This window comes from Rhizobium sp. YAF28 (assembly GCF_052113285.1).
Classification (GTDB): Bacteria; Pseudomonadota; Alphaproteobacteria; order Rhizobiales; family Rhizobiaceae; genus Rhizobium.
Map to the genome: position 1 here is coordinate 239,271 of NZ_JBFRCX010000001.1, position 24,926 is coordinate 264,196.

The window sequence follows — 24,926 nt, forward strand, 5'->3', positions numbered from 1 at the left end:
CGTCTCCAGGCCGGCTAGAGCTGCAGGAGCCTAACAAAGCCGACCTGGAAGGACAACGCCGACCTAACAGGTCGTGGTCAGCGCAATGCCGGCAAGTACGAGACCGGCCGAATGCGTTGCGCCAATTTTGTGATAATGACCGGAATGGGGGCGCAAAGCGGTCGAGGCTTTCGGCCCTAATCAGACTTATTGCCCGCCAGCCGATACAGCCAGGAACACCGCCTTCTGCGCCTCGAAGGCGCGCTTAAATGCGGGCCGCGCTTGCCCGCGTGCGATGTAGGCGCAGAGGTTGGGATATTCGTCCAGCAGGGCCGATCCCTCCAGCCTCAGCAGCACCGAGACCATCTCGAGGTCGCCGGCGGTGAAGTTTCCGTCCAGCCAGTCGGCATCGCCAAGCCGGGCGGAGAGTTCGCCGAGCCGCTTGCGGATGCGGTCGTTGACGTAGGCCAGACGCTCTTCGTACCAGCTCTGCTTGCCCTCCAGATATCTGGCGGTTTCGCGATCGACGATGACGGGTTCCATCGTGGAGACGGCGGCGAAGATCCAGGTGATCGCGCGGGCGCGGGCGTTGGCATCGTCCGGCAGCAGGCCGGCATGGCGCTCGGCGATATGCAGGATGATCGCGCCGGATTCGAAGAGGGTGAGATCGCCTTCCTCATAGGTCGGAATCTGCCCGAAAGGCTGAAGCGCAAGATGGGCCGCCTGCTTCATCGCCTTGAACGAGACAAGGCGAACTTCGTAGGGCTGCCCGACTTCTTCGAGCGCCCAGCGAACGCGCATGTCACGCGCCAGACCCTTGCCGCGATCGGGCGAGCGTTCAAAGGCGGTAATGGTAATCGTCATGATCGTTCTCCTTCCTGTCCGTCTGGAAGACGAGCGGGCGGGCGGGAATCCGACAGCGGGATGATGGAAATAATCCCCGCGCGCGGGCCAAGCGTAGCCCGACCGTGCGCCATCGCTCACCCTTGGAACGATAGCGCGTGCCGGTCACAAAGAACGAGGCCTGGCAGGGTGCGTTGGTCCGGCAAGGCCGGGTCGGCCGCTCGGTGGATTCAATCCGTCGACTGCCTGCTTTGATCTCTGTCAAGGACTGCCGAGCGGGCGTGCGATACACCGTTCTCGCATAGCCGATTTCCCGATCGCGAAGCGCTGGCGCAAGTCGCGATAACAGATGGAGATTGGCTGGACACGCTTAAGGGGTTATACCGGTAGCGTCAGCAACTCTGGGGAGGCGTTGTGGCTCAAATCACGGATACTGGTGGAGAGTTCAGGAAGAAGCGCCGGCGGGAGCTGTTGACCTTCGCCGTGCTTGCTTTCGGCATCTGGCCCGTTGTCGCTGTCGGGGTCGTCGGCGGTTATGGCTTCCTGGTCTGGATGTACCAGATCGTCAATGGGCCGCCGGGACCTCATGAGGTCAAGCCCGCGCCTTCGGCCTCGGTAGAGTGAGGATCGGGTCATGGTTCTCGCAACGCGCACCCGACGTGGCTTTCTGACCGGCAGATCCCCGGAGGATCTGGATAGGATCTTGCCTCCCGGAGCGAGTGAGACATCCGTTCAAAACTGTTCGGGCTGCGGCGCCTGCGTCGATGCCTGTCCCACGAAGATCATTTCGATCCGTTCGGGCATTCCGGCCGTGGATTTTCGGCAGGGAGGATGCACCTTTTGCGGCAAGTGCGCGGAACGATGTCCCGAGAATGTCTTTCCGGCTGGTTCTGCAGGCGGCTTTGCCCATTATGCGGCAATTGGCGATGGGTGCCTGGCCAATAATTACGTCGACTGTCAGGCCTGCCGTGATTGTTGTCCGGCTGGTGCGATCCGGTTTCGGCCGCGGCTCGGCGGACCGTTCGTTCCCGAACTCGATGCGGCGGCATGTACGGGATGCGGCGCCTGCATTTCGGTCTGCCCGGCCGATGCAATCACGATGAATCCCCGTCATCCGGAGGCTGCTCATGTCTAACAGCCGGCATCACGTCTCCAGTGCCGTCGTCATCACGCGCCCGGAACTGACCGAAGATGTCGCAGCGCGTCTCGCTGCAATCGAAGGGGTCGAGGTTCACGCGACGGGACCGGGCAAGATCGTCGTCGTGATCGAGGGGCCGCATTCCGGCGTGCTCGGGGAAACGCTCATCGGCATCTCGGGGATGGACGGCGTGCTCGCCGCCCACATGGTTTTCGAACAGGCATTGGAAATAGAGGAGACGATCGATGACGACCGAACTCACGCGGCGTGATCTCCTGAAGGCGCAGGCGGCGGCAATCGCCGCTGCGACCGCAGGCCTTGCCGCGCCCGCCTCGGCACAGTCGGTGCCCGGCGGAGTGGCGGCGCTGGAGATCAAATGGTCGAAGGCGCCTTGCCGCTTCTGCGGCACCGGCTGCGGCGTCATGGTGGGCGTGAAGGAGAACCAGGTCGTCGCGACCCATGGCGACATGGAGGCCGAGGTCAATCGCGGCCTCAACTGCGTCAAGGGCTACTTCCTCTCCAAGATCATGTACGGCAAGGACAGGCTTACGAGCCCGCTCCTGCGCAAGCGGGACGGCGTCTACGCCAAGGACGGCGAGTTCGAACCCGTTACCTGGGAAGAGGCCTTCGATGTGATGGCGGCGCAGGCCAAGCGCGTGATGAAGGAAAAGGGGCCGACGGCACTCGGCATGTTCGGCTCCGGCCAATGGACCATCTTCGAAGGATATGCCGCGACCAAACTGATGCGGGCGGGCTTCCGCTCCAATAACCTCGATCCCAACGCGCGTCACTGCATGGCTTCGGCAGCGGTGGCTTTCATGCGCACCTTCGGCATGGACGAGCCGATGGGATGCTACGACGATTTCGAGAACGCAGACGCCTTCGTGCTCTGGGGTTCGAACATGGCCGAGATGCATCCTATCCTCTGGACGCGCGTCGCCGACAGGCGGCTCGGGCACGAGCATGTGAAGGTCGCGGTTTTGTCCACCTTCACGCATCGCAGCATGGACCTTGCCGACATACCCCTGATCTTCAAGCCGGGTACGGATCTCGCGATCCTGAACTACATTGCCAACCACATCATCCAGACCGGCCGCGTCAACCAGGATTTCGTCGACAAGCATACCAAGTTCATGAAGGGGACGACCGACATCGGCTACGGCCTGCGTCCCGACAATCCGCTTGAAATGAAGGCCAAGGGGGTGGCGGACGCTGCCAAGATGGAGCCGATCGATTTCGAGGCGTTCAAGGAGATGGTCTCCGAATACACGCTCGAAAAGGCCGTCGAGCTTTCGGGCGTCGACAGCGCCTTCCTGGAACAGCTCGCCGAACTCTACGCCGATCCCAAGACCAAGGTCATGTCGCTGTGGACCATGGGCTTCAACCAGCATGTCCGCGGCGTGTGGGCCAACCAGATGGTCTATAACCTGCATCTGCTCACGGGCAAGATTTCCGAGCCCGGTAACAGTCCGTTTTCGCTGACGGGACAGCCGTCCGCCTGCGGTACGGCCCGCGAGGTCGGCACCTTTGCCCACCGCCTGCCGGCCGACATGGTCGTCACCAATCCGGAGCATCGCAAGCATGCCGAGGACATATGGAAGGTGCCGAGCGGGCTGATTCCGGAGAAGCCCGGTTATCACGCCGTCGAGCAGGATCGCATGCTCCATGACGGGAAGCTGAATTTCTACTGGGTGCAGGTCAACAACAACGTCCAGGCCGCGCCGAACACGAGCAACGAGACCTATAAGGGATATCGCAATCCGGACAATTTCATCGTCGTCTCGGACGCCTATCCGACAGTCACCGCCATGAGCGCCGATCTGGTGCTGCCGGCGGCCATGTGGGTGGAGAAGGAGGGCGCCTACGGCAATGCCGAACGGCGCACGCATGTCTGGCACCAGCTGGTCAATGCTCCGGGCGAAGCCCGCTCCGACCTCTGGCAGCTGGTGGAATTCTCCAAGCGCTTCACCACCGACGAGGTCTGGCCTGCCGAGATCCTCGCGAAGAACCCGGAATACAAGGGTAAGACGCTCTACCAGGTGCTCTACCAGAACGGAAAGGTGGACGAATTTCCCCTGTCGGACGTCTCGGCCGAATACGAGAACCGGGAGGCCAAGGCCTTCGGTTTTTACATCCAGAAGGGGCTGTTCGAGGAATATGCCGAGTTCGGTCGCGGGCATGGACACGATCTTGCACCCTACGACATGTACCATCAGGTGCGCGGCATGCGCTGGCCGGTCGTCGACGGCAAGGAGACGCGCTGGCGCTACCGCGAAGGCTACGACCCCTATGTCAAGCCAGGCGAGGGGCTGAAATTCTACGGGCAGAAGGACGGCCGCGCGGTCATTCTGGCGGTGCCCTACGAACCGCCCGCGGAGTCGCCTGATGACGAGTTCAATTTCTGGCTCGTGACGGGCCGTGTTCTCGAACACTGGCATTCAGGCTCGATGACGATGCGTGTTCCCGAGCTCTACAGGGCGTTTCCCGGCGCGCGCTGTTTCATGAACGGAGACGACGCCAGGAAAATGGGCATCAATCAGGGGGCGGAGGTCCGGATCCAGTCGCGGCGCGGCGAGATCATCAGCCGCGTGGAAATTCGCGGGCGCAATCGAATGCCGCATGGCGTGATCTTCGTCCCGTGGTTCGACGCCAGCCAGTTGATCAACAAGGTCACGCTCGACGCCACCGACCCCATCTCCAAGCAAGCGGATTTCAAAAAATGCGCAGTCAAGATTCTTCCCGTCGCCTGATCACGAGGCGCGTGGTCCAGAAGCGCGTCTGGGCGATCGCGGCCGTCGCCCTTCTCATGCTCACAGGCACCGTCACCGTGGCGCAGATGGTGCCCTCGTTGTCGGGCAACGACAACCCGATGGAGAGCAAGGAGGCGAAGCCGGTTCCCAAATGGGTCGTCGATGACATCAGAAAGATGCGGAATTATCCGGACCAGCCTCCCATCATCCCGCATTCGATCGAGGGCTACCAGCTGACGGTGAACGCCAATCGCTGTCTTTCCTGCCATCGCCGCGAGCTGACCGAAGGCTCCGGCGCGCCGATGATCAGTGTTACGCACTTCATGACCCGCGAAGGGCAGATGCTGGCCGACGTCTCGCCCCGGCGATATTTCTGCACCGCTTGCCACGTGCCTCAGGCGGATGCGAAGCCCCTGGTGCCGAACAGCTTCAAGGACATGAGCGAGCTGGGCTTCAAACCTGCGGGAAGCGAGCAATGATCGGCTGGATAAAGGCGATAGTCCTCTGGTGCTGGCGCTTGTTGAGCACGCCGGCCGCGACACTCAGCCTGGGTTTCCTGACGCTCGGCGGCTTCGTCGGCGGCGTCATGTTCTGGGGCGCGTTCAACACCGCGCTCGAGACGACCAATACCGAGGTCTTCTGCACGAGCTGCCATGAAATGAAAACGAATGTCTACGAGGAGTTGAGCCGCACGGTTCACTTCTCGAACCGCTCGGGCGTTCGCGCCACATGCCCGGACTGCCATGTGCCGCACCAATGGACCGACAAGATCGCCCGCAAGATGCAGGCGTCGAAGGAAGTCTGGGGCAAGATATTCGGGACGATCAACACGCGCGAGAAGTTCCTCGACAAGCGGCTGGAACTTGCCCAGCACGAATGGGCGCGGCTGAAGGCCAATGACAGCCTGGAATGCCGGAACTGCCACTCGATGGGCGCCATGGACCTGACGAAACAGACCGTGCGCGCCGCTGACATCCACACGCGATACCTGCTCCCGGGCAAGGCGACCTGCATCGATTGCCACAAGGGCATCGCGCATGAACTTCCTGACATGAAAGGCATCGATCCGGGCTGGAAGGTTCCGGCGGAGCTAATGGGCAGGAATGCCGATCCTGGCTGGCATGAGCGGGCCAAACTCGCGGCCTATCTCGGCACAGCGGATGCTGTGGCCGTCGATTACTGACGGCTGCCGCCTTTGCCGAAATATCCTGAGGAGAGGGGCAGGGCATGCGACCAACTGTTGGTCCGGTGCCTTACCTTCCATATGCTCCAAAGCGGAAGCTCGGGCGAAGACACCGTCAACATCGCGTCCGGCCTGCCACTCATGCATTCCTCCCTGCGCCGATCTCGGCTATCTTCGGCCGGACGATCTCTGCAGCGCCTGAGAGGGCCCATGACGAAGCATCGCATCTATTCCATCAGCGTCGCCAGCGTTTATCCCCACTATCTCGCCAAGGCCGAGAAGAAGGGGCGCAGCAAGGCGGAAGTCGACGAAATCATCTGCTGGCTGACGGGGCACAGCGCGGAAAGCCTTGACGGAGAACTGGCGCAAAAGACCAGTTTCGAGGATTTCTTTGCGCAGGCGCCGCAAATGAATCCATCCCGCGCTCTGATCACGGGCGTGATCTGCGGGGTGCGCGTGGAAAATATCGAAGAGCCGACCATGCGGGAAATCCGCTACCTGGACAAGCTCGTCGACGAACTCGCGCGGGGAAAGGCGATGGAGAAGATCCTCCGGAAATCGCCCGTCGCCTGAATTGCCCGCTATCGGCACGACGCCTCGCCGAAAGCGCTAACCATCTGAAGGCGGCGCGATTTTCTGGGGCGGGGGAACATTTCCCCGATGTTCACGTTTTGCCCGGCATGATCTACGTCCAGCCTCTCCCTCCACCGGCCGTCTCCCCGCAGGTTGGCAAAATCATTCAAACCGATCGCGAGCAGATCCACATGCTCGAAAGCGGAAGCGCAGGTGAAAATCCCGTCGTGCTGCTGCATGGCTGCGGCAGTATTGCCGAGGAGGTGATGATGCCGTTTTCGGGCAGCGACCTGCACATCATCGCGCCTGACAGGCCGGGTTATGGTTTCAGCCCGGCACTGCCTGCCGGGGAGCGCGGCCCGCGTGGCCAGTCCTTCTGGCTGGAGCGTCTCCTCGAGGCGCTGGAGCTGGACAAGGTCGTGCTGGCTGCCCATTCGATCGGTTGTGCGGCTGCACTGCATCTGGCCGCCCGCCGGCCGGATCTCCTGAAAGGCCTGTTTCTCATCTCGCCCTGCTGCCGGCCCGTTCCCTTCAAGCCGTTCATCGTGCTGCGCAGTGCCGTCGCACCCTTCGTCGGCCCGGTCATCCGCCAGCATGTGATTGCCCGCTGCTCGTCCTATTTCCTCGAGCGTGGCTTGCGCGCCTCGTCCTATCCCAATCCGGTGACATCAGAGCTTTCCACCCTGCCGGCCATGCATATGGTCAATGCCGCGTCGATCGCTACCATGGCCGAGGAACTCTGGGCCTTCAACGGCGACATGCAACCGCCCGGAAGCCTGCCGGCCGATCTGCCGGTCTCCGTTCTCTTCGGGCGCGAAGACCGGATCATCGACCCCGGCTGGCATCTCGACTGGCTCCATGACAGGCATCCGGCGCTCACCGTCGAACTGCTCGACGGAGTCGGCCACATGCCGCACCATGTCGCGCCGGATCTGGCGGTGACTATGCTCTGCGATCTTGCGAGCAAGACGCCGGGCGATCTTGCGGGCAAGACGCCGGACGAAACCGGTGAGGCGAGCCAGCCTATGATTGCGGCCTAGCTCGGGAGGGCATGGCGCAAAAAAGGCCCGCCTGGCTAAGGCGAGCCGAAAGTCCTGCCCTGATCGGGCATGGGGATGTCAAACGGAGGAAAGAGCCTCGCTGCTCCAGGCCTCCGGAGCCGCAGGCTGGGGAGGAACGCTTTCGCCGGCGCGGCGGGCCTGCCGCCGGGTGGCGGTATCGAGCAGGGTCGCGAAGGTGGCAAGGCTGATCCTGTCGGCGCGCAGCATCTGGCGGATCAGCGGATCCCTCAGCATGTCCGATGCGGTCATCTCATTCATCGCCTGTCCTCCATGTCCGAACCTATGGTAGGCGTTATTTGTAAAGAATGCATGTCAGGGTGGTGGCAAAAACATGGCAAGAGCGGCGTGCGTTCAAAGGCGGTAATGGAAATCGTCATGGCTGTTCTCCTTGCCCTCTTTGTCAAGAAGACGCGCGAGCGGGCGCGAATTCGACAGCCGGTGCCATTTTTCGCCATCGCTTACGCAGCAAAATAACCGTCAGCCCTGGGCGCCGAGCCAGGTCGCAGCGCGCCTAGCTCTGGCCAGATGGCTCCATCGTCAATGGCCACAAGCAGAGTCTGGTCGACGAGCCAATGCCGTGTAATTACTCGGAGCGAACACACGGCTGAAGTCTGCTGTTGCGCCCGAAGCGGACAAGCCAACATCTGCCTGCTATGGAAGTTTGGTTCAGGACATGGCGAGGCGGTGGATGCAAGTTCGGATCAGCTTGGCACAACATGATGATGTAGCACCTTGGCTTCGGCTGGCTGAGGAAGTGGTGCCGTTGTTCGGTCCCATGCCCGGTTTCGATAATGTTCTTATCCGGAAGATCGCGCAGCGGCAGGCCTACTGCGCAAGAACCGATGCTGGAGATGGCTGCTTTTTAGGAGGCGTTATCATAGGCGGTAGCGGTACGGAGTATGCCATCCGCTGGCTCGCGGTCTCTTCCAACTTTCACCGGCTCGGCATTGGCAAGTTACTTGTCGAGGCTGCCATTTCAACCACACCTCCCGAGTCTACTATTCATGTGGATACCTTCGTCGCAGGTAGTCCGGGAGCGGGTGCCGCCAGGCGGCTGTATGAGTGCTGCGGCTTCATTCCAGCAGACATCTGGAGAGAGGGTGAAGTAGTCCGCCAACGGTATGTGCGTCGGCCGTATAACGTCCTGCGTTGACGACCGCTCATGCGGTCATCATCTGCTGCTAACGTCCCACACTTTCCAACCGAGGGAGACAGGCATGAGGATGAAGAGTGGTGTGTTTGGATTGTCGGGTGTCGTGCTTTTGATGAGCCTTGCCCCAGTCCTGGCCGAGGACAAGGCGGAGGTCATCTATCGCTGCGATGACGGCAAGGGTGTCACCGCAAGTTTCCTGACTGCGAGCAACGAGGCGCTGATCACCACGGACGGGCAGAGCTTCCGCCTGCCGCAGGGCATGTCCGGCTCCGGCGCGCGCTATACCGATGGGACCGTTCTGTTCTGGATCAAGGGCAACGATGCGCAGCTGGAAGCGCCTGGAAGGTCGACCAGCTGCCACGTGCAGTGATCCGATGTGATGGGCAAACCGGTCGTGGTATTGCCGCTCGATTGAGAGTTGGAGAGGCCTGCATCCGGCCCGCCGCATCTCAAAAGGCGCTCTTCAGCGCCTCCATGACCACACGGACGGCCGGCACATCCTTGATCTCCGCGTGGACCACCAGCCACACTTCACGCGTCAGAGGATCTTCATCCTCGATCCGCTGCAAACCATCCGTGCCCGAAACCGCGAAATCCGGCAGCAGGACGACACCGCCGCCAAGCCTTGCGGCGGCGGCCTGAAACTCCAGAACCGATGAACGGATCGCGATCGGCCGGCCGGCGGCGAGTTCGAAGAGGCGCAATTGCTGCGGCGAGGCATTCATGCCTTCGTCATAGCCGATGAAGGTCCATTGCGCCTCCGGCACGGTTTCGAGATAGGCCTTCGATGCATAGAGGTGGAAGTCCATTTCGCCGAGCTTGGTGATGGCATAATCGCCATCTTCGGGGCGCGACATGCGCACGGCGATATCGGCCTCGCGGCGGTTCAGCGAGGCGAGGCGCTTTTCGCCCACCAGCGTGATCTCGACGCCCGGATGCTCACGCCTGATGGCGGCCACGGGCTTTGCGAGAAGCACGCTCGAAAGCGCTGGCGGGGCGCTGATCCTCACATGGCCGCGCGTCTCCGTGGCGCTCGCCCGGCCGAGCTGCTCGATGGCCGCCATCTGCTGGGCGACGAGGGCGGCGTGCCTGGCAATCTGCTCACCATCGCCGGTCAGGATGATGCGGCGCCCGCGGCGGTCGACGAGCTTGCGGCCGAGGCCTTTCTCAAGGGCTGTGACGCGGCGGCTGATCGTCGCGTGCTCCACGCCGATCTGTCTTGCTGCGCCGAGAAGGGTTCCTGCCTGCGCCAGCGCCAGGAAATGCCTCAGGTCGTCCCAGTCTAATTGTGTGAATTCCTTCCCAATCATTGTGCGACAATAGGGAATTTTCACACATAAGGCTATCGGCTAGTTTGCTTGCATCAAGTTGCTCCATAGAGGAAAACGACCGATGCCCGACCAGATCGTCCTGCTTGACGCCCCCGGCGATGTCACCCAGTTCCGGCTGCAGGATCAGCCGTCAGAGTCCCCCGGTCCCGGCGAGGTCAAGATGCGCCATCAGGCGGTCGGCACCAATTTCCTCGATATCTATCACCGCAAGGGCCTCTATGCGCTGCCATCCTATCCCGCCGTCATCGGCGTGGAGGCCGCAGGCGTGATCGAAGAGATCGGTGCCGATGTCTCCGGCTTCAAACCGGGTGACCGCGTCGCCTATGGCGGCCCGCCAGCCGGCGCCTATGCCTCGACCCGCATCATTGCGGCCGAAAGGGTGATTGCGCTTCCCGATGCGGTATCGGCCAAGGTGGCAGCAAGCTCGCTGCTCAAGGGCATGACGGCCTATATGCTCCTGAGGAAAGTCACCAATGTCGGGCAGGGCAGTACCGTGCTGATCCATGCCGCCGCCGGCGGGCTAGGCAGCATTCTCGTGCGCTGGGCGAAATCGCTCGAAGCCACCGTCATCGGCACGGTCAGTTCGCCCGAAAAGGCGGCCCTTGCCACCTCCTATGGCGCCGATCACCTGATCATCGGGCGAGGGGCCGATATCGTCGCCGAGGTGAAGCGACTGACCGGTGGAAACGGCGTCGATGTCGCCTATGACGGTATCGGCGGCGACATGCTGTTGAAGAGCATCCGCGCCGTGCGCCCCTTCGGAACCGCCATCACCATCGGCCAGGCCGCCGGCCCTATTCCGCCTGTTGCCGTGGAAGAGCTTCGGCCCGGCAAGTCGCTCTCGCATCCGAGCATCATGGCCTGGTGCGCCGATGTCGGCCGATACCGCGATGCCGCAGAGGCGGCGATCGCCGCGATGGAGCGGGGCATCGTCTGCGAGATCGCTGCCGAATACGGCTTGGCGGAGGTTGCGAAGGCGCATGAGGAGATGGAGTCGGGGCGGCCGGCCGGCAGCATATTGCTCATACCGTGACGGTTGCCGTGGGTTGGTGGCGTGCGCCGTCACGTCATCTCCCGGTGCAGGCGAGGCGGGCTACAGGCGGCTTGCGAAGTTTCTCAGGAGCGCCAGGCCTTCCGGCCAATCGCCGAGTTCGCTTTGGCCGTTGATGTGGCCAGCCGCGCCGATCACCTTCAATTCGCTGCCCCATTGCTCGGCCCGTGTCTCGACATAGGGCAGCGAACCATAGGGATCATCGGTACTTGCCACGATGAGGGAAGGAAACCGAAACCGTTTCCGGGGTACCTCTGCGAAGCTTACAGCCTCTGAGGGAAAGGCCGGAGATGCCGGATCCGGCACGGCGACCAGCATCGCCCCTTTGATCGCCAGATCGGAAACTTCATGCCAATGTGCGACGAGCAGGCAGGCCAGGCTATGAGCCACGAGAACGGGCGGCGTTCGCGCGGCACGCACGGCCTGCTCCAGCGCCGCGATCCAGTCGGAAATATCGGGCTTGTCCCAGTTCGAAGGGGCGAAACGGCGGATGGAGGGATCGGCGCTCTCCCAACGGCTTTGCCAATGGAACTCGCCGGAATTGCCGATACCCGGCAGATGGATGATTTCGGTCATGTCTCGCCTCTCGTGGTTACCGCGCCAACATGACCGTTTACTCAGAGTGGATAAATTGGCATTCATCGGAAAAACTCGTCGCAAACCGATGGATTCAAAGTCGATGGCGAAATTCGATAGTCGTGCCGAGCTCGATCCAACCGATATTGCCATGATTGAAACCCTGCAAGGCGACGGGCGCATCAGCGTTTCCGAACTTGGAAGAAGGGTCGGCCTCTCGCAGCCGGCAGCGTCGGAACGCCTGAAGCGGCTTGAAGAACGCGGCATCATCAGCGGCTACAGGGCTGTCATCGACCCTGCTTCGGTCGGGCTTGGAATGATGGCGATCATCCGCCTGCGCACCACGCACGAATATATCAAGACTTGCTTGAAGCAATTTTCGGAAATGCCTGAAGTCATTGAGGTTCTCAGGCTGACGGGAGAAGACTGTTTTCACCTGAAAGTCATCGTGCCGTCGCCGGCGGAGCTGGAAAGCATCGTCGATGCCGTTGCCCGCTACGGCTCGGTCAACACTGCGATCGTTTTACGCAGCGAGCCCACCAAACGGATCGGGCGCGAGCTCATGATGAAGGGCTGATTTCGCGGTAATCGCGATAGAGGTGCCGTAGCGAAAGCTGGGGCGATGGCGCGACGAGAGCTTCTTTGCCAAGCTCAAACAGCGGCGTCGTATCGCAACGCGATACGACAAACTCGCCGTTAGATTTGTCTTACATGACGAATTCGTCACGACAGTCTAGTTCGATCTCACCGTTTTGCTGGCGATCAGCATGACGAGCTCTTCGGAGGCATCCGCAAGCGCCAGTGCCAATTCCGCTGCTGACCATCCGTGTTTCTGCAGATTGGTGAGCATTCCCATCATTGCGATTTCGACGTCCCTTCTGCAGTTCGAAGTCTGTTTCAATTCGATGTGGTTCTGGTCTTCCGTCGTGATCATCTTAGCCTCCGTTTGCCCATAAGAGGGCAGTTCGCATCAGAATTCTCCAGGTTCGATAGAATGGGGTTGCGCGTCAGCATCAGGCTCATACGCATCGACTCAATGGCGCCTGAATTTGCGCGCAACCCCTCGCTTCGTCCCACTTGGCCTTGCTAACGATCGCCTCAATCCCCCCAGTTGAGTGATCAAGGAAGCCTCCGTAGCCGGTTATAAGTATTCTTTTTGGCGGCTGCAGGTTGTGTGACGAAGAGTCTCTGCAATGGGCCGAAGCTTATGCAGAAAGCGCACGAATATTTCCCGGGTAGTTCACGACTACCTTCTCGTACTCTCGTGTTTTTTCTTGAGTTCTTGTCGTTTCACCTGGAATTGCTCCGTCTCTATGGGGCGCTGGCAGGTGAAGTATTCTGGTCTATTCTGTTCTCATTCGGGAATTAACCGTGCTTATTTAAATACAGCCATGGGACGCAATTGTCGTTATCCGCGCGTCCTGAAAATTATCGTTGCGTACATTTCTGATCCAAAGGGATTATGATAAACAACTTATGGAGGTGGCTGCTTGCCGATTCCCGGCTAGGGCGGTTTCTGGCGGCGATTTTGTCGCAAAAACGATTGTTCACTCTCAATTTCAACGGCCCGGTCGGATCGATTGGCACGCTGGAGGGATTGGATGGCTACGGGTTCTGGATCTGGAGATGACCCCGCTGCGGGGCAGGCATGGCCGGCCCATCTGGAGCGGCGGCGCTGGCCGCGCGAACCGGCCATGGAGAAGGAGCGACTTCAGGATGTCGCGCCTGCGCTGGTGCCCCTGCGTTTCTCGACGAGGGATCTGCCGGCGAAAGACCAGTTCCAGGCCTGGCGTGCGCATATGGCGCCGCTCGTGGATGTCCATCTGCCGGATGGAAAATCACCCGACGACGGGTTTCTTGCCGAACAGATCGGCTGGCATCTCGGCAGCGTGCTCATCGTCCAGCAGCACACACAGGCGCATAGCTATATTCGCGATCAATCCATGCTCCGTTCGAGCCCGATAGACCATTGGAACGTCGGCCTGCTTCGCAGCGGCCGGATCTGGACCGAGGTCAGCCGTCACGTTACGGAAACCGGTGCCGGCGAGGTATTTTTCAGATCTCTCAGCTATCCCTATCGCGGGCGGATGACCGATTGCGTCGCCGTGCTCGTCTTCCTCCCCTATGAATTGCTGGCCGTGGATGCAAGCCTTCTCCAGGGTGCCAACAATACGCTTCTGTCCGGCAGCCTGGCTGAATTGCTCGTCAGCTATATCGCCGGTCTGGAAACGAAGCTGGGCAACCTGACGGCTGGGGAGGTGCCGCGGATCATACAAACAATCGCCGACATGGTCGTTGCAAGTGCTGCCTCATCCATAAGGTCGGATACGGGTCAAGTCCAAGGCAGTATGGGAATGATGGAGCGGGCGCATCGCTACATTCACCTCAACCTGCAATCAGACAATGTGACGCCCGACTCCATCTGCCGCGCCCTGGGCATCTCGCGCACGCGGCTCTACCAGCTGTTCGAAGCGAGCGGGGGAGTGCTGAATTATATCCGCAAGCGGCGACTGCTGCAGGCCTATGCGGATCTGAGCAACCCGGCCGATAACAGGCCAATCTCCGAGATCGCGGAGGCCGCCGGTTTCGTCGTCGCTGCCAATTTTACGCGCGCTTTCAGCCACGAATTCGGATTGAGCCCACGTGAAATCCGAAGAACCGTGGCAACCGAGCGCCCGGCTGTTCCGGCTGCGCGTTCCACACGGCATCACGGGACAACGATCGGCGATTGGCTGACGCTTGCAGGCTGATCCGATGTCATGGTGGAGGCCTTGGCTCAGCCAAGTCTGAGATCCACCTCCGGATGCAACTTCCCGGCGGGAGACCTCAAAGAACGCCAGCCTCGTCAACTAGCACCGGATTTATCCGCGCCTGGCCGGCATGTCGATGGTCACAAAGCTGCCGCTCAATCGTCAGCAAATTGCCCCGCCACCGCCGCACCGTGCCCTCTTAACGGTCCATCGTTGCGACCTCGCCAGCCTCAAGCGGCTGAGCGATCGACCGAGGCGGTCCTGCTGCCGATCAAATCATGCACGTGAAAAGGAATGACTATGATCACTCGTTACACACCCGTCGCAACGATGACCGCTGCGGTCTTCAGCCTGCTTGCTCTCAGCCCGGCATCCGCCGTGGATCTGGCCCAGGCGCAACAGCAGCCGCCGGCGCAGGGCCAGGCGCCGATGCAGGGGCAGACCGGAGACAATGGTGCAGCCGCCCCTGTCAGCGATCAGAAAATCGAGGCCTTTGCCGTTGCCTATCAGCAGGTCGACAAGGTCAGGCAGGAATATTCGGCCAAAATCGGCGCGACGAAGGACGAGGCTGCGAAGCAAAAGCTGCAGGATGAAGCCAAAAAGCAGATGGTCGACACCGTCGAAGCCTCTAACGGCATCTCTGTCGAGGAATACTCGTCGATTCTGACGGCAGCACAGAGCGACCCGGCTCTCGCCAAGAAGGTTTTGGAAAAGATCGGCACCCCGCCGCCGGCGCAGCAGCAGCAATAGGGCTGCGCGCTTCTGCATAATCCTTGAATCGGAGAGGATTACGTCGAGGAGTACACCTCGATCACTGGGGCAATCACTGGGGCAAGGTCAGCGCCATCCTGGCCTGGCTCCCCCCCGATCGCCGCTGAGTATCGCTTTGTGCCTTTGGTACAGCGCGTCAACAAAGGGAGGAGCTACATCCCTGCTTGGCGGCCTAAGAACAGCGGTTACAGACTATCCAGGTAGTGATCGAGATGGTTCGACCACAATGCCGGCTTGTACATCAGGGCATGGCCCGCGGCCGCCGCAATGAACTTCCCCTGTCCGCCCGCCGAGCGGAACCTTTCGAAATTTCCGCGGCAGTGCTCAATCCGATAGTACTGGTCATGCGTGCCGTGCAGCCAGAGCGTCGAAATTCCGGCCGATGCTCCGCGTTCGAAGATGGCCGGGTTGACGATTTCATGGTTGGCGCAACCTCTGCCAAGCCAGCCACCGTTGAAATTGACAGCGCCTTGGAAGATAGCCGGGCGCATGCCTGCATATGCGATCGACAGGATGCCGCCGCGCGAGACGCCCGCGATGACAAGTCGGCTCTGATCCACATCCGACCGCTCGCGCAGATGGCGCACGACAGCATCCAAATCCTCAACGGCCCGCTCGAAGCCCGCAACCGCAATCTCGACATTGCAGGAATAGCCGGAGCCATCAGGAGCAAGTCCCTCTCCGTAATTTCCGCCTGATTTGCCTCTCCCCCGGCGTTGCGGAAAGAGGATCATCCAGCCCCGTTCGACGAAATGGTTCGCCACGACAGCCGGGCTCGCGGTTCTCGTATAGAAGGACTTGTTGTGGCCGCGCCCGGTGGAGCCATGGTTGAAGACGATGGTCGGATATGGTCCTTCGTGCCGGGGCCTGGCCGCAACAATTTCCAGTCGGGCATCAGGCTCGCCGGAGGGGATGAAATATTTCTCAAGCCTGGTGAGACCTGTCGCCATCTGGATTCGCGTCCGATTTCCGCTGACGCAAACTCCCACAAGCCATCCGAAAACTGCAATGAATTTCGCAAGGCATGTTCCATGGCCGACGCCGGCGCATTGAACTAGTCTTCGGGATCGGCGAGTCGAAACGGGAGAATTTTCGAATGGAGGACGACGGCTGGACGGTGATCGAATCCAGGACGATCCTGCAGGATCGGTGGCTGAATTTGCGGGCCGACGATTGTCTGACGTCAGGCGGCGTGAGGATTTCTCCCTATTACGTGCTGTCCTATCCCGACTGGATCAATATCGTTGCCATCACCACTGACGATCGCCTCTTGCTTGTTCGCCAATATCGACATGCGGCCGGCAAGTTCTTCCTGGAAATACCGGGAGGCGGCCTCGACGAGCGGGACGCGGATAGTGAAAAGGCAGCCCGTCGCGAACTGGAGGAGGAAACCGGCTACATTGCCCAGAACTGGCAATTGATCAGCACGCTTTATCCGAACCCGGCCTCTCACACGAACCGTCTTCACACCTATCTCGCAACCGGCGCCGAGCAAAAATATCAGCAACGCCTCGAGGCCGGCGAGGAGGGCCTGACCGTTCATGCCCTTCCCATTGCGGAGGTGCTGGATGGGCTGCAGGCCGGCTTGATCGGGCAGGCTCTTCACGTGTCGTCCATCCTTCTGGCGCTGCGGGTTGCCGGACGGTTGGGATAGTAGCCGACACGCCGGTGCGACATGACAAGGCCGGAGAACAGGTCTTGCTGTCGTCGCTGATGTCAGAAGCTTTGCGGACTGATCCCCTTAGCAACACTATCGATGTAATGATCGAGATGGTGCTTCCACAATGCCGGCTTGAACAGCAAGGCATGGCCCCGCGGCGGCAGCAACGAATTTCCCCTGTCCGCCCGCCGACAGAAACTTTTCAAAATTTCCCCGGCAGTGCCCTATTCGATAGTACTGGTCATGACTGCCGTGCAGCCAAAGCGTCGGAATTCCGGCTGGGGCTCCACCTTCGAAGATGGTCGGGTTTACGATTTCATGATTGGCGCAACCTCTGCCAAACGCAATAACCGTCTTGGCGTGTTGTTGCTGGCCTGCTCCAACGCTAAAGCCTTCGATATCGAGCAGCAAATCGCAGTCAAGGTGCGAGCGGCACGCTGCTTACGTTGTATGTCACGAGCGAGCAGATCAAAGCCGGTCGAAGCGGAAATGGCGGACGCGACCGCTGTTCATCAGCAGGCCGTTGACCCGGCCGTCTCCGTCGCGGGTGAAGGTGAACCGGTCGCCATCACCGAGAAAATGGTCCGGCGCGACGGCTGTCAGTGTGATTTCTCGGGACTTCACTGATTTGAACATCAGACCCGCCTCCGTGACGTTCACCTCATAGGGCATGTCGTTTTCGACCGGACGATAGGAGCCGGCCAAATCGGCAAGCTCTGTTGGCGAAGGCGTATATGCCGGCAATCGCCGGTACTGGTATCCGGGCTTGCCGTCGAAATAGGACCTCAGCTCGGTCGCGGGCTCACCTTTCTCTTGCTCCAGCTCGATCTCACTGTTGGGGAAATCGCTGAAACGGAAGCGACGATCATCGACTGCTTCAAGGGCATAGCCGTCATACTCGATGTCATAGCCGCCCAGCAACTTTCCACCATGCTCCGCGAGGCGGGCGACCCGGCCGCCTAGCCGCGCCTCGGCGTAATAGCCGGTCAGCAGTTCCAATGCATTCGCGTCGGGTTGCGGAAACGGGTTCGGCACAGGCGTTGATACCGGCTGCAACACATCCGCGAGATAGATATCGGCGACCCGTCGGACGAGATCGCTGGGTACGATCGACCCGAAATTCGCGAGGATCGCCACGGAGAAATGCTGCTCGGGAAAGCGAATGAGATCGGAGCGGAAGCCGGCATCGCCGCCGGTATGTTCGACGATCGTTATGCCGCGATAGCTACCGATGCCGAGGCCCGAGGCATAGCCGATTTCACTGCCATCGTTCAGCCGGCCGCGTTTGAGCATCTCTGCGATGACATCCGGACCTCCCACACGCGAATGGTAGAAATTTTTGTCCCAAAGCGCGAGATCTTCGACGGTGGTCAGCAGGCTGGTCGCGCCCACAGTGTCGAAATTGGTGTTCGAGATCTCCACCCCGAACTCCGTCTTCACATAACCGTCGGCGACATTCCTGACGACCTCGGCGTAGTTGTCGCGAAAGAACGTATTGCGCATGCCGAGGGGTTCGAAAATCCGGGCCGAGGTAAAGGCACGCAGGGACTGGCCGCTGACCGCCTTCACGACTTGTGCCAGCAAGGCATAACCCGTGTTACAATAGAGATGTTCGTCGCCGGGCTGGAAATTCAGATCTTGCTGGCGGGAGACGACGGCGAGGATGTCGTCGTCGGTGATCAAGTCCTTGGAGTAACGCCAGCCTGCGAGGGCCAGCAATTCCCAATGATCGCGGATACCGCTGGTATGGTGGAGCAGATGTCGCAGCGTGATCGGCGCGCCGAAATCAGGCAGGTCGGACACGTATTTCCGCACGGCATCATCTAGCGACAATTTTCCTTCTGATGACAGCAGCAGGATTGCAAATGCCGTGAACTGTTTGGAGACGGATGCCGAATGGAAGACAGTGGACGGCCCGATCGCGATGCCATAGGCCAGATTGGCCATGCCGAAGCCGCGCTTATAGGCAACATCGCCATCGCGTATGACCGCAACCGCGCAGCCGGGCGAATCTTGATTGTTCCAGGCCTCGAATAGTCGATCGACGCGTTCGGCTTCCGTCATCCGTCTCCCCCAGATCATTTTCATATGGCAAAGGAAGCGGAGAGCTGAATCTTTCGATCGTAAGTTTGTCGAAGCATCACTATCCATCTTCGCATTAAGCGCAACTATGGAGGGTCAATTCGATCCTTGCAATGGACGATCGTACATAGCGATGTGATTGCGACACCGCTTACGCTTCTTCTCCGCAGGCCATGTGAGACGTCGATTTCATGAACCGGGTCTGCTATCGATCGGCAGTTGTTGAGTCCCCGCATGGTCCGTCTTCTCGTCACATATATGGAACAGCTTGCGCCCCCGCAGGGCGGTGCATTGTCGTCTCCGCTTGCGGCCGCTGGCATCGCGGAGGAGCGTCCTGATGCGGACGACTATCTCAGCCTCTATCAATCCATAGGGGTGCCCCTGCAATGGGACGAGCGTCTCCGGATGACAAGGGAAGGGCTTCTGGCGTTTCTGCGCAGCCGTTCCACAGCGCTCTACATTTTGCGGCACGACGGACAATCGGTCGGGCTCTGCGAATTCGTGGGCGTGGGCGAAAGGGATGTGGAGCTGAAGCATTTTGGCCTCGTTCCCGAGGTCCAGGGCCGTCGTCTCGGGCCCTATCTGTTGGATTGGTCCCTCAGGGCGATATGGGCTCATCGGCCTGATCGCGTGTGGCTCCACACCGACACCTGGGATCATCCTAAAGCCAAAGCCACCTACGAGCGCATCGGCTTCAAGGCCTATGCCGAAGTCTGGGAAGAGTTTCCGGGCTGATCCCGCCTCGCAAGCCAGCGCATGCACCGGCAACCGGGGCAGGGTGCGTGCTCCCTGAGAGAGCACGCAGCAGCATCAATCGTCAATCAGCGGAAACCGCCGGCGGCGACCAGTCGCTCGCCAGTCAGCCAACCGGCATCATCAGAAGCGAGGAAGGTCGCGACCGTGGCGATGTCGTTGGGCTGGCCGATGCGCCCGAGCGGGGTCTGTGCCACCGCGGTGTGCTCGAAATCCGAACCGATGACGCCTGCAGTGTGCGTGCCTTCGGTCTCGACGATGCCGGGAAGGATGGCGTTGACGCGGATCTTGCGCGGACCGAGCTCCTTGGCGAGCACGCCGGTGATGGCGTCCACGGCTCCCTTGGTGCCGGTATAGACGGCCGAGGCGGGGGGAGTGAGGCTCGTTACCACGGACGAGATGTTGATGACGCTGCCGCCCTCGCCAATGTGTTTGACAGCGGCCTGGGTGGTCAGCAGCAGGCCCAGAACGTTCACGTTGAACTGGCGGTGGTAGTGTTCCTCGGTGATCTCTTCGATCGCCCCGAATTCGTAGACGCCGGAATTATTGACCAGCACGTCCAGACGGCCGTATTCCCTGACTGCGGCGTCGATCAACCCTTGCGCCTGTGCCGCCTTGGAAACATCGCCCTGTACCGCGACGGCCTTGCCGCCGGCGGCAGTGATCGTCTCGACGACAGCGTCTGCACCCGCCTTGCTCGACGCGTAGTTCACCACCACCTTTGCACCTTCAGCGGCGAACGCCTTGGCAATCGCAGCGCCGATCCCCTTGGAGGCCCCTGTCACGACGGCGACTTTTCCAGCAAGCTTAGACATATCAATTCCTTTCGACCTGGATTGCCGCCGGGGTTGACGGCATTGTTCCATAGTTCAGAAATTCGGAACTGTTGATCTCGATTTCAAGTAGCCCTATATAAAATTCATGAGACCGCTTTTTCATCCAGCCGTCGAGGATTTGAAGCCGGAAGCGATCCTGTATGCGCTCTCCGATCCGGAGCGTGTGGCGATCTTCGCGCAAATCGCAGGCCTCGGCTCCAGCGGCACATGCACTGCGCTTTCCAATCTCGGGGGCCGAGTCATCCCCAAATCATCGCTGTCGCAGCATATGAAAGTGCTGCGCGAGGCCGGGCTTATCCGGGGTGAGCGTCAAGGAGTGGAGATGCGCAACCATTCGCGCTGCCAGGAGGTGGATAGCCGTTTCCCCGGTCTCATCGGGGCCATCCTGAGCGCCTACGGACGGCCACCGGCAGCAACGAACGCAGGCTGATCACCTGATGACATCGCGGTCTGGCCGCCGCCAGCGACTTTCAAGGGAAGCCAGACGGGCTATTTTTTCTGATTGCCCGCAAAAGCGGCCGTCAAGCCAAGGCCGATGTAGACGAAGCCACTAACCCAGCGTTCAGCCTTGAGATAGACGGGACTGCGCTTTAGCCAGGTGCCGGCGGTGCCGGCAGCAAGGGCATAGGAGCTATCCGTCAGAACGCCGATCGCCGTGTAGAGAATCCCGAGAAAAGCGACCTGCATTGCCACATGGCCACGGTCGATCTCAACGAACTGCGGCAGGAAAGCCAGAAAGAACAGCGCTGTCTTCGGATTGAGGAGGTTGACTATAAAGCCCTCACGAAAGATGCGCATACGGCTGCGCGTCGGTAAACCTCCCTCGACGTCGGGAATGCCCGACGGGCCGAAGAGCTTCTTGAGGCCAAGCCAAATCAGGTAGGCCGCGCCGGCATATTTCACGACGCTGAAGGCGAGCGCAGACGATGCCAGGAGAGCCGACAACCCCACAGCGGCGGCGACGACATGAACAAGTGTGGCCGTGTGGATGCCAAGGATGGAAACGAGGCCGGCAGAACGGCCCTGCTCGACCGAGCGCGCGAAGATGTAAAGGACGGCGGGTCCAGGTACGAGAAGCAGCACGAGCGTGGCGCTGACGAACAGGCTGAGATTGGTTGCGCTGGGAATTGCCAAATCCATGATTGTCTTGCTCCGTTTCCTATGACAGTAACGATAGCATTGGGCTGCGTGCAAGGCGAGGTGTGCGTATCCGACAGCGCGCCGCGCTGTGGTTCAGCTCGCCTCAATGCGGCTTTGGCTCCGCGCTTATGAGTCTGCGGCCCAGCCGACGAGGTCAATCAAACTGTTCGAGATCAATTCCCGTACAACATGAAGATCGGCCACTATGCATTCGCACAGGCCGGAAATATCTCGATCAGGCTGAACGAGGTCCGGCACCATGATGGTCATGGCTCCCGCACTCGACGCGGAAAGAACCCCGTTGCGGGAGTCCTCAAGTGCTACGCAATCACCAATGGGCAAGCCTAGCCGCTCAGCGGCCAGCAGATAAGGGGCGGGGTGTGGTTTTCCCGCGATGTAGTCGCCATACGCAACAATGGTTTTGAAGCGACCTTGCAGGCCGGCTGCGGAGAGGTGCGCCTCTACAAGAGCCCGATTTGAAGAGGTGACAATCGCTGAAGGTATCTGTTCGGCTTCGAGGAGAGAGAGAATTTCCGGCAAGCCTGGCTTTGTTCGCAAATCCGTTTGAGCCATCTCTTCAAACAGCTCCGAAGCATGCCTCCAAAAATCCTCTAAAGGAGCGTCCTTTCCGAATTGCGCCAGCAAAAGTTCGCGAACAGCGGGAGCGGGTAAACCAATTGTTTCAAGATAGACGGATTGAGGCAATTGAAAGCCGGCGTGTCGAGCAGCCGCTATCGTCGCATCGCGATACAGAGTTTCGGTGTCAAAAATCACCCCGTCCATGTCGAACAAGACGGCTTGGGGGATACGGGGCAGGCGCATCATCTATGAACCTGACAAGAGCGAGGTTTCCTTGGTCGCATCCGTATTGCCACGACGGCCATGAAAACACAAAAGCGCTGTCAGCCTCGGGCCGGAATTGCCCCCTAACTGGCCATGGACTGGTTCAGCCAGTCTTCGAACCTTATAGGACCGACATGGGCGAGGTGAAGCGGCAGCAATGTGTCGTCGTTCAGTTCGACGCCATAGTAGCGCGCGGTCTCGTCGGTGATTACCGGGCGCATGTCTTCGTTGGCTGCGACAAGCATGCGGGCGATCTCATCGAGGGCGAACTGCTCCGGTCCCGCTATTTCCACCGTATCGTTCACCGGAGGTTCCAACGCCAACCGGGTGAGCACCTCCGCGACGTCATCGGCAGCTATCGGCCGCACGGAGGCGGAAGGAAGCCGGATACCGTCATCACCTGCCGCCATGTCGATCACGCCGCTGATGAACTCGAAGAATTGTGTCGAGTGGACAAGCGTATAGGGGCGCCGGGCCGCCTTGATCAGGTTCTCCTGCACCATCTTTGCGCGGAAGTAGTCGCTCTCGACAAGGCGAGGGGTCCCGACGATCGACAGGGCGAGATAGTGGCCGACCCCTGAATCTGCGGAGGCGGCCAGCAGATTTCGCGTGGATGTCCTGAAGAACTCCAACGCGGAATTGTCTCCGAAGGATGCAGCGTTCGTGACGTCGATGACGGCGTTCGCGCCCGTGAGCGAGGTCCTGAGGCCTTCCCTTGTCACGCTGTTCACTCCGAAAGTGGGGGATGCCAGGACGACTTCGGCCCCCGCCTGCCTGAGGCTTTCAACGAGGCGCGTTCCGATGCGCCCGCTCGCTCCCATGACCGTTACTTTCATCGATCCCCTCCGTGTTTTCGCCCCTAACTTCGATCGCAACGATCAAAAGCTCGGACAATGCCGGCACTGGTTCGGCCGGCACCGCAAAAATTCGGCGCTTAGAGCGCCTGATGTCATTTTACCGGCATCACCACCGGAGCGCCCTTTTTCTTGACCAGCACGACGATGAATTTCGCCGGTTTCGTCTTGCTCGCGTTGCGGCTGATCAGGTGGATGTCGGAAGGGCTTTCGTAGAACGTATCCCCTGGAGACAAGGTAACCTCTTTTTCTCCCTTGACCTGCATCACGATCGAACCTTCCAGCACGTAGACGAAGGCGTCTGCCTCATGCTTGTGAATCGGCGAGGAGCCTCCCGGCCCGTAATCTACCGAAATCATGAGACCCTCCTTGCCCGGATAGTGCGGAAGATCCTTGCTCATGAGCGATTTTACCTTCGCTGTGTCCTCGGCGGCGATAGCCAAGGTGCCGGAGAGGCAGATGCTGGCTGCCACCAGCGATGCGGATAGGGCGGAATTCATCGTCGTAACCCTCTTCGTTGCCGTGCAAAAATGCGTGTCGGGAGCTTCGAGCTACCTGGACTGCTGGGACTGGCGAAACCAGTCTGCAAAGCCGATCTTGCCGAGCCGCGCGCCCTCGTCGGGCACGAGCGAGCGATCGTCCAGTTCCGACCCGAAATAGCGCGCGTGAACATCCGCCTCGACTGTCCGCGGATCATGGATCGCCTTCAGATAACGGCCGATGATCTCGTTCATGCGGGAGCGCTCCGGACCTGCAATTTCGATCATCCCGTTGACCGGCCGTGCAAGGGCAACATCCGCCACGATGTCGGCAACGTCGTCCGAGGCTATGGGTTGGAAGGCTGCAGGCGAGAGCCTGGCCACAGTGCCGACGGTCGCCTCATCGGCGATGCCCTTCAGGAATTCCATGAACTGGGTGGAATGAATGATCGTGTACGGGATCGGCGATCCCTTGATGAGCCTCTCCTGGGCCAGCTTGGCCCGGAAATAGCCGTTCTCCGGCAGCCGTTCCGATCCGACGATAGACAGGGCGATATGGTGCTTCACGCCGGCGTCGCGTTCTGCGGCGAGCAGATTGCGGCCCGATGTCTCGAAGAAGTCCAGGACTGCCTGGTCTTCCCAGGACGGCGCGTTTGCGAGATCGACGACCACGTCGGCGCCGGCGAGCGCGCTCGCCAGTCCTTCCCCGGTGATGGTGTTGACCCCGGTTTTCGGGGATGCGGCCAGCACCTCGTGGCCCTTGTCTCGCAGACGCGCTGCGGTCTTCGATCCGATGAGGCCGGTGCCTCCGATAAGTACGATTTTCATAACGGGTTCTCCTCCCGCGACCCTCTTGGGCCGGAGTTCCAGGTTACGATCGCGAAAGCCGACACAGCCGCGAGAAATTCCATGCTTGGATTAAGTGAAACACATCGACTGTCGTCGCCACGGTCGGCTTCGGCCGAGGGGCGATCTCGCATCGCGGGGGGTATATTGTTCCCATATGAGATCAGGGGCAACCATAATTGGCGAAACGCGGAGGCGCTCGATCAGGCAAGATCGCTAACGCAGCGCCCGGTCCCTTGCGTGTCGCTCGTCTCTGCGCTATATACTGAACCAT

30 protein-coding genes and 1 pseudogene are annotated in these 24,926 nt (G+C 60.4%); 18 read left to right on the forward strand and 13 right to left on the reverse strand.

Going from position 1 to position 24,926, the window contains the following annotated elements:
* Nucleotides 1-186: 186 nt before the first annotated feature.
* Nucleotides 187-843, reverse strand: coding sequence for a glutathione S-transferase family protein (locus tag AB4Z13_RS01275; protein WP_442205554.1), 657 nt, complete (start codon nt 841-843; stop codon nt 187-189).
* Nucleotides 844-1,236: 393 nt separating this feature from the next.
* Here AB4Z13_RS01275 and napE point away from each other — a divergent pair, with 393 nt between their 5' ends.
* The 8 genes from napE to AB4Z13_RS01315 all read left to right on the forward strand — a co-directional run bounded on the left by napE (nt 1,237) and on the right by AB4Z13_RS01315 (nt 7,506).
* Entirely contained in the window at nt 1,237-1,446 is a 210-nt protein-coding gene (gene napE / locus AB4Z13_RS01280) for a periplasmic nitrate reductase, NapE protein (RefSeq protein ID WP_029868513.1), read from the forward strand.
* Between the two features lie 10 nt (nt 1,447-1,456).
* Entirely contained in the window at nt 1,457-1,957 is a 501-nt protein-coding gene (locus AB4Z13_RS01285; RefSeq protein ID WP_442205555.1) for a ferredoxin-type protein NapF, read from the forward strand.
* Complete coding sequence (locus tag AB4Z13_RS01290) at nt 1,950-2,231, forward strand: chaperone NapD (RefSeq protein WP_310388564.1); 282 nt, start codon at nt 1,950-1,952, stop codon at nt 2,229-2,231. The genes AB4Z13_RS01285 and AB4Z13_RS01290 overlap by 8 nt, the downstream gene beginning before the upstream one ends.
* Entirely contained in the window at nt 2,206-4,710 is a 2,505-nt protein-coding gene (napA, locus tag AB4Z13_RS01295; RefSeq protein ID WP_442205556.1) for a periplasmic nitrate reductase subunit alpha, read from the forward strand. Before AB4Z13_RS01290 ends, napA begins: the two co-directional genes overlap by 26 nt.
* Nucleotides 4,680-5,189: a nitrate reductase cytochrome c-type subunit gene (locus AB4Z13_RS01300; RefSeq protein WP_442205557.1), complete on the forward strand. Its 510-nt coding sequence runs from the start codon at nt 4,680-4,682 to the stop codon at nt 5,187-5,189. The genes napA and AB4Z13_RS01300 overlap by 31 nt, the downstream gene beginning before the upstream one ends.
* The gene (locus AB4Z13_RS01305; protein ID WP_442205558.1) at nt 5,186-5,893 is read left to right on the forward strand and encodes a cytochrome c3 family protein; all 708 of its coding nucleotides are present in this window, start codon (nt 5,186-5,188) and stop codon (nt 5,891-5,893) included. The genes AB4Z13_RS01300 and AB4Z13_RS01305 overlap by 4 nt, the downstream gene beginning before the upstream one ends.
* A gap of 210 nt (nt 5,894-6,103) precedes the next feature.
* Entirely contained in the window at nt 6,104-6,466 is a 363-nt protein-coding gene (locus AB4Z13_RS01310) for a DUF2200 domain-containing protein (RefSeq protein ID WP_442205559.1), read from the forward strand.
* 107 nt (nt 6,467-6,573) lie between these two features.
* Nucleotides 6,574-7,506: an alpha/beta fold hydrolase gene (locus tag AB4Z13_RS01315; protein WP_442205560.1), complete on the forward strand. Its 933-nt coding sequence runs from the start codon at nt 6,574-6,576 to the stop codon at nt 7,504-7,506.
* Nucleotides 7,507-7,584: 78 nt separating this feature from the next.
* On the opposite strand, the gene AB4Z13_RS01320 is transcribed toward AB4Z13_RS01315, so the two are convergent.
* Entirely contained in the window at nt 7,585-7,785 is a 201-nt protein-coding gene (locus AB4Z13_RS01320) for a hypothetical protein (protein WP_442205561.1), read from the reverse strand.
* Between the two features lie 430 nt (nt 7,786-8,215).
* Here AB4Z13_RS01320 and AB4Z13_RS01325 point away from each other — a divergent pair, with 430 nt between their 5' ends.
* Together AB4Z13_RS01325 and AB4Z13_RS01330 are read left to right on the forward strand one after the other, a co-directional pair.
* Nucleotides 8,216-8,680, forward strand: a complete 465-nt coding sequence (locus AB4Z13_RS01325; protein ID WP_442205562.1) for a GNAT family N-acetyltransferase — start codon at nt 8,216-8,218, stop codon at nt 8,678-8,680.
* A gap of 64 nt (nt 8,681-8,744) precedes the next feature.
* A complete protein-coding gene (locus AB4Z13_RS01330) occupies nt 8,745-9,050 on the forward strand; it encodes an MliC family protein (RefSeq protein ID WP_442205563.1) in 306 nt (101 codons plus the stop codon).
* 79 nt (nt 9,051-9,129) lie between these two features.
* On the opposite strand, the gene AB4Z13_RS01335 is transcribed toward AB4Z13_RS01330, so the two are convergent.
* A complete protein-coding gene (locus AB4Z13_RS01335; RefSeq protein WP_442205564.1) occupies nt 9,130-9,990 on the reverse strand; it encodes a LysR family transcriptional regulator in 861 nt (286 codons plus the stop codon).
* 82 nt (nt 9,991-10,072) lie between these two features.
* Here AB4Z13_RS01335 and AB4Z13_RS01340 point away from each other — a divergent pair, with 82 nt between their 5' ends.
* Complete coding sequence (locus tag AB4Z13_RS01340; protein WP_442205565.1) at nt 10,073-11,044, forward strand: quinone oxidoreductase family protein; 972 nt, start codon at nt 10,073-10,075, stop codon at nt 11,042-11,044.
* Nucleotides 11,045-11,104: 60 nt separating this feature from the next.
* Here the strand turns inward: AB4Z13_RS01340 and AB4Z13_RS01345 are convergent, their stop codons facing one another.
* Complete coding sequence (locus AB4Z13_RS01345) at nt 11,105-11,638, reverse strand: RBBP9/YdeN family alpha/beta hydrolase (RefSeq protein WP_442205566.1); 534 nt, start codon at nt 11,636-11,638, stop codon at nt 11,105-11,107.
* 103 nt (nt 11,639-11,741) lie between these two features.
* Between AB4Z13_RS01345 and AB4Z13_RS01350 the strand changes: the two genes are divergently transcribed.
* A complete protein-coding gene (locus AB4Z13_RS01350) occupies nt 11,742-12,215 on the forward strand; it encodes an Lrp/AsnC family transcriptional regulator (RefSeq protein ID WP_113323549.1) in 474 nt (157 codons plus the stop codon).
* 43 nt (nt 12,216-12,258) lie between these two features.
* Nucleotides 12,259-12,375, forward strand: a pseudogene (locus AB4Z13_RS01355) (IS5/IS1182 family transposase); the annotation flags it as partial.
* Here the strand turns inward: AB4Z13_RS01355 and AB4Z13_RS01360 are convergent.
* Entirely contained in the window at nt 12,372-12,572 is a 201-nt protein-coding gene (locus AB4Z13_RS01360; protein ID WP_113323520.1) for a hypothetical protein, read from the reverse strand. The pseudogene AB4Z13_RS01355 and the gene AB4Z13_RS01360 sit on opposite strands and share 4 nt — an antisense overlap.
* A 667-nt stretch (nt 12,573-13,239) precedes the next feature.
* Here AB4Z13_RS01360 and AB4Z13_RS01365 point away from each other — a divergent pair.
* Entirely contained in the window at nt 13,240-14,388 is a 1,149-nt protein-coding gene (locus tag AB4Z13_RS01365) for a helix-turn-helix domain-containing protein (RefSeq protein WP_442205567.1), read from the forward strand.
* A 300-nt stretch (nt 14,389-14,688) separates the two neighbouring features.
* Nucleotides 14,689-15,138 carry a DUF4168 domain-containing protein gene (locus tag AB4Z13_RS01370; RefSeq protein ID WP_113323522.1) on the forward strand — a complete coding sequence of 150 codons (450 nt, stop codon included), beginning with the start codon at nt 14,689-14,691 and terminating at the stop codon, nt 15,136-15,138.
* Nucleotides 15,139-15,344: 206 nt separating this feature from the next.
* Here AB4Z13_RS01370 and AB4Z13_RS01375 read toward each other — a convergent pair whose 3' ends face one another.
* Nucleotides 15,345-16,109, reverse strand: coding sequence for an alpha/beta hydrolase family protein (locus AB4Z13_RS01375; protein ID WP_442205568.1), 765 nt, complete (start codon nt 16,107-16,109; stop codon nt 15,345-15,347).
* A gap of 146 nt (nt 16,110-16,255) precedes the next feature.
* Between AB4Z13_RS01375 and AB4Z13_RS01380 the strand changes: the two genes are divergently transcribed.
* On the forward strand, nt 16,256-16,813 hold the full coding sequence (locus AB4Z13_RS01380; protein WP_442205569.1) for an NUDIX hydrolase: 558 nt from the start codon (nt 16,256-16,258) through the stop codon (nt 16,811-16,813).
* Nucleotides 16,814-17,287: 474 nt separating this feature from the next.
* Here the strand turns inward: AB4Z13_RS01380 and AB4Z13_RS01385 are convergent, their stop codons facing one another.
* Nucleotides 17,288-18,883 carry a serine hydrolase domain-containing protein gene (locus tag AB4Z13_RS01385; RefSeq protein WP_442205570.1) on the reverse strand — a complete coding sequence of 532 codons (1,596 nt, stop codon included), beginning with the start codon at nt 18,881-18,883 and terminating at the stop codon, nt 17,288-17,290.
* Nucleotides 18,884-19,135: 252 nt separating this feature from the next.
* On the opposite strand from AB4Z13_RS01385, the gene AB4Z13_RS01390 reads away from it, so the two are divergent.
* A complete protein-coding gene (locus AB4Z13_RS01390; RefSeq protein WP_113323526.1) occupies nt 19,136-19,636 on the forward strand; it encodes a GNAT family N-acetyltransferase in 501 nt (166 codons plus the stop codon).
* Nucleotides 19,637-19,722: 86 nt separating this feature from the next.
* Here the strand turns inward: AB4Z13_RS01390 and AB4Z13_RS01395 are convergent, their stop codons facing one another.
* The gene (locus tag AB4Z13_RS01395) at nt 19,723-20,469 is read right to left on the reverse strand and encodes a glucose 1-dehydrogenase (RefSeq protein ID WP_113323527.1); all 747 of its coding nucleotides are present in this window, start codon (nt 20,467-20,469) and stop codon (nt 19,723-19,725) included.
* 106 nt (nt 20,470-20,575) lie between these two features.
* Here AB4Z13_RS01395 and AB4Z13_RS01400 point away from each other — a divergent pair, with 106 nt between their 5' ends.
* Nucleotides 20,576-20,920: an ArsR/SmtB family transcription factor gene (locus AB4Z13_RS01400; RefSeq protein ID WP_310388527.1), complete on the forward strand. Its 345-nt coding sequence runs from the start codon at nt 20,576-20,578 to the stop codon at nt 20,918-20,920.
* A 59-nt stretch (nt 20,921-20,979) separates the two neighbouring features.
* On the opposite strand, the gene AB4Z13_RS01405 is transcribed toward AB4Z13_RS01400, so the two are convergent.
* The 5 genes from AB4Z13_RS01405 to AB4Z13_RS01425 form a co-directional block, all read right to left on the reverse strand.
* Complete coding sequence (locus AB4Z13_RS01405) at nt 20,980-21,630, reverse strand: LysE family translocator (protein ID WP_113323529.1); 651 nt, start codon at nt 21,628-21,630, stop codon at nt 20,980-20,982.
* Between the two features lie 126 nt (nt 21,631-21,756).
* On the reverse strand, nt 21,757-22,455 hold the full coding sequence (locus AB4Z13_RS01410; RefSeq protein WP_310388523.1) for an HAD family hydrolase: 699 nt from the start codon (nt 22,453-22,455) through the stop codon (nt 21,757-21,759).
* A 101-nt stretch (nt 22,456-22,556) separates the two neighbouring features.
* Complete coding sequence (locus AB4Z13_RS01415) at nt 22,557-23,309, reverse strand: SDR family oxidoreductase (RefSeq protein ID WP_442205571.1); 753 nt, start codon at nt 23,307-23,309, stop codon at nt 22,557-22,559.
* Nucleotides 23,310-23,422: 113 nt separating this feature from the next.
* Nucleotides 23,423-23,827, reverse strand: coding sequence for a cupin domain-containing protein (locus AB4Z13_RS01420; protein ID WP_442205572.1), 405 nt, complete (start codon nt 23,825-23,827; stop codon nt 23,423-23,425).
* Between the two features lie 51 nt (nt 23,828-23,878).
* Nucleotides 23,879-24,634, reverse strand: a complete 756-nt coding sequence (locus AB4Z13_RS01425) for an SDR family oxidoreductase (protein WP_442205573.1) — start codon at nt 24,632-24,634, stop codon at nt 23,879-23,881.
* Nucleotides 24,635-24,926: the final 292 nt, after the last annotated feature.

Excerpts from the sequence above, each read along its gene's own strand:
- AB4Z13_RS01275 (WP_442205554.1), bottom strand. The coding sequence starts at position 843 with ATGACGATTACCATTACCGCCTTTGAACGCTCGCCCGATCGCGGCAAG.
- AB4Z13_RS01285 (WP_442205555.1), top strand. The coding sequence starts at position 1,457 with ATGGTTCTCGCAACGCGCACCCGACGTGGCTTTCTGACCGGCAGATCC.
- AB4Z13_RS01290 (WP_310388564.1), top strand. The coding sequence starts at position 1,950 with ATGTCTAACAGCCGGCATCACGTCTCCAGTGCCGTCGTCATCACGCGC.
- napA (WP_442205556.1), top strand. The coding sequence starts at position 2,206 with ATGACGACCGAACTCACGCGGCGTGATCTCCTGAAGGCGCAGGCGGCG.
- AB4Z13_RS01300 (WP_442205557.1), top strand. The coding sequence starts at position 4,680 with ATGCGCAGTCAAGATTCTTCCCGTCGCCTGATCACGAGGCGCGTGGTC.
- AB4Z13_RS01305 (WP_442205558.1), top strand. The coding sequence starts at position 5,186 with ATGATCGGCTGGATAAAGGCGATAGTCCTCTGGTGCTGGCGCTTGTTG.
- AB4Z13_RS01310 (WP_442205559.1), top strand. The coding sequence starts at position 6,104 with ATGACGAAGCATCGCATCTATTCCATCAGCGTCGCCAGCGTTTATCCC.
- AB4Z13_RS01315 (WP_442205560.1), top strand. The coding sequence starts at position 6,574 with ATGATCTACGTCCAGCCTCTCCCTCCACCGGCCGTCTCCCCGCAGGTT.
- AB4Z13_RS01320 (WP_442205561.1), bottom strand. The coding sequence starts at position 7,785 with ATGAATGAGATGACCGCATCGGACATGCTGAGGGATCCGCTGATCCGC.
- AB4Z13_RS01325 (WP_442205562.1), top strand. The coding sequence starts at position 8,216 with ATGCAAGTTCGGATCAGCTTGGCACAACATGATGATGTAGCACCTTGG.
- AB4Z13_RS01330 (WP_442205563.1), top strand. The coding sequence starts at position 8,745 with ATGAGGATGAAGAGTGGTGTGTTTGGATTGTCGGGTGTCGTGCTTTTG.
- AB4Z13_RS01335 (WP_442205564.1), bottom strand. The coding sequence starts at position 9,990 with ATGATTGGGAAGGAATTCACACAATTAGACTGGGACGACCTGAGGCAT.
- AB4Z13_RS01340 (WP_442205565.1), top strand. The coding sequence starts at position 10,073 with ATGCCCGACCAGATCGTCCTGCTTGACGCCCCCGGCGATGTCACCCAG.
- AB4Z13_RS01345 (WP_442205566.1), bottom strand. The coding sequence starts at position 11,638 with ATGACCGAAATCATCCATCTGCCGGGTATCGGCAATTCCGGCGAGTTC.
- AB4Z13_RS01350 (WP_113323549.1), top strand. The coding sequence starts at position 11,742 with ATGGCGAAATTCGATAGTCGTGCCGAGCTCGATCCAACCGATATTGCC.
- AB4Z13_RS01360 (WP_113323520.1), bottom strand. The coding sequence starts at position 12,572 with ATGATCACGACGGAAGACCAGAACCACATCGAATTGAAACAGACTTCG.
- AB4Z13_RS01365 (WP_442205567.1), top strand. The coding sequence starts at position 13,240 with ATGGCTACGGGTTCTGGATCTGGAGATGACCCCGCTGCGGGGCAGGCA.
- AB4Z13_RS01370 (WP_113323522.1), top strand. The coding sequence starts at position 14,689 with ATGATCACTCGTTACACACCCGTCGCAACGATGACCGCTGCGGTCTTC.
- AB4Z13_RS01375 (WP_442205568.1), bottom strand. The coding sequence starts at position 16,109 with ATGGCGACAGGTCTCACCAGGCTTGAGAAATATTTCATCCCCTCCGGC.
- AB4Z13_RS01380 (WP_442205569.1), top strand. The coding sequence starts at position 16,256 with ATGGAGGACGACGGCTGGACGGTGATCGAATCCAGGACGATCCTGCAG.
- AB4Z13_RS01385 (WP_442205570.1), bottom strand. The coding sequence starts at position 18,883 with ATGACGGAAGCCGAACGCGTCGATCGACTATTCGAGGCCTGGAACAAT.
- AB4Z13_RS01390 (WP_113323526.1), top strand. The coding sequence starts at position 19,136 with ATGGTCCGTCTTCTCGTCACATATATGGAACAGCTTGCGCCCCCGCAG.
- AB4Z13_RS01395 (WP_113323527.1), bottom strand. The coding sequence starts at position 20,469 with ATGTCTAAGCTTGCTGGAAAAGTCGCCGTCGTGACAGGGGCCTCCAAG.
- AB4Z13_RS01400 (WP_310388527.1), top strand. The coding sequence starts at position 20,576 with ATGAGACCGCTTTTTCATCCAGCCGTCGAGGATTTGAAGCCGGAAGCG.
- AB4Z13_RS01405 (WP_113323529.1), bottom strand. The coding sequence starts at position 21,630 with ATGGATTTGGCAATTCCCAGCGCAACCAATCTCAGCCTGTTCGTCAGC.
- AB4Z13_RS01410 (WP_310388523.1), bottom strand. The coding sequence starts at position 22,455 with ATGATGCGCCTGCCCCGTATCCCCCAAGCCGTCTTGTTCGACATGGAC.
- AB4Z13_RS01415 (WP_442205571.1), bottom strand. The coding sequence starts at position 23,309 with ATGAAAGTAACGGTCATGGGAGCGAGCGGGCGCATCGGAACGCGCCTC.
- AB4Z13_RS01420 (WP_442205572.1), bottom strand. The coding sequence starts at position 23,827 with ATGAATTCCGCCCTATCCGCATCGCTGGTGGCAGCCAGCATCTGCCTC.
- AB4Z13_RS01425 (WP_442205573.1), bottom strand. The coding sequence starts at position 24,634 with ATGAAAATCGTACTTATCGGAGGCACCGGCCTCATCGGATCGAAGACC.